The sequence below is a fragment of the Streptococcus sp. GMD5S genome (assembly GCF_000298715.2).
GTDB lineage: Bacteria > Bacillota > Bacilli > Lactobacillales > Streptococcaceae > Streptococcus.
In genome coordinates, this window is record NZ_AJRG02000046.1 from 1 (window position 1) to 1,550 (window position 1,550).

The following is a 1,550-nucleotide window of genomic DNA, read 5'->3' on the forward strand; positions in this document are numbered from 1 at the left end:
AAAGTAAAACCGTAATAGATTTCCACAAAGCGTCTACCATTATCCGCATTCGCTCCTTTTATAAAAGGTAAGGAAAAACTGAGAATAAAACAGAGTTCCAATATATAACTTTTTAATATTTTCATGACACACCTCCTATAAGTTGCGAACCCAAAAGCTCACTTTTAATAACTGATAAGTCTTCAGAAACCATTCCCTATCTCATCATTAAATTATTCAACCTCCATCTACCTCTATTATACGATATTGACTTACTACCATCAAGAAACCGCTTTATCTTTTTAGCTTTTTATGGTATGATAAACAAAATATCTAGGGGAAAACAAATGACCAACGAATTTTTACATTTTGAAAAAATCAGTCGCCAGACTTGGCAATCATTGCATCGCAAAACAACCCCTCCCTTGACAGAGGAAGAGTTAGAATCCATCAAGAGTTTCAATGACCAGATTAGTCTACAGGACGTAACAGATGTCTATCTTCCCCTAGTTCATCTTATCCATATTTACAAGCGCACCAAGGATGATTTGGCCTTTTCAAAAGGAATTTTTCTCCAACGCGAAAGTAAATCTCAGCCTTTTATCATTGGGGTTTCTGGTAGTGTTGCTGTGGGAAAATCAACTACTAGTCGCTTACTTCAGATTCTTTTATCACGTACTCTCCCGGATGCTACTGTAGAATTGGTGACAACTGACGGTTTTCTCTATCCCAATCAAACCTTGATTGACCAAGATATCTTAAATCGCAAAGGTTTTCCTGAAAGTTATGATATGGAAACCTTGCTGAATTTTCTTGACCGCCTAAAGAATGGGCAAGATGTCGATATTCCTGTCTATTCTCATGAAGTGTATGACATCGTTCCTGGAGAGAAACAACGTGTCAAAGCTGCTGATTTTGTCATTGTCGAAGGCATCAATGTCTTTCAAAACCCTCAAAATGAGCGCCTTTACATTACTGATTTCTTTGATTTCTCCATCTATGTGGATGCTGCTGTCGAGGACATTGAAAGCTGGTATCTGGATCGTTTCTTAAAGCTGCTCAGCTTTGCCCAAAATGATCCCAACAGCTACTACCACCGCTTTACGCAAATGCCGATTGGAGAAGTTGAAGCCTTTGCTCACCAGGTTTGGACCAGCATTAATCTCACAAATCTACAAAACTATATCGAACCGACAAGGAATCGTGCTGAGGTTATTCTCCACAAGACTAAAAACCATGAAATCGATGAAATTTACCTAAAAAAATAATTTCCCCTTGTCAAAACATAAGTTTTCAGATATAATAGTATAGTTAGTAAATATGGAGGTAAGAACATTGGCAAACATTAAATCAGCTATCAAACGCGCTGAATTGAACGTTAAACAAAACGAAAAAAACTCAGCTCAAAAATCAGCTATGCGTACTGCTATCAAAGCTTTCGAAGCAAACCCTTCTGAAGAACTTTTCCGTGCTGCTAGCTCAGCTATCGACAAAGCAGAAACTAAAGGTTTGATTCATAAAAACAAAGCAAGCCGCGATAAAGCTCGTCTTTCAGCTAAACTTGCTAAATA

The 1,550-nt window shown here is 37.7% G+C and carries 2 protein-coding genes; both read left to right on the top strand.

Features of this window, described 5'->3' with window-relative positions:
* The first annotated feature begins 326 nt into the window (after window positions 1–326).
* Entirely contained in the window at window positions 327–1,247 is a 921-nt protein-coding gene (gene coaA, locus GMD5S_RS0209655) for a type I pantothenate kinase (protein WP_000180520.1), read from the top strand.
* Window positions 1,248–1,314: 67 nt separating this feature from the next.
* The coding region (gene rpsT / locus GMD5S_RS0209660; RefSeq protein ID WP_001274000.1) for a 30S ribosomal protein S20 at window positions 1,315–1,550 on the top strand (236 nt) is incomplete at its 3' end.

Coding starts and splice junctions, on each gene's coding strand:
- coaA (WP_000180520.1), top strand. CDS start 327: ATGACCAACGAATTTTTACATTTTGAAAAAATCAGTCGCCAGACTTGG.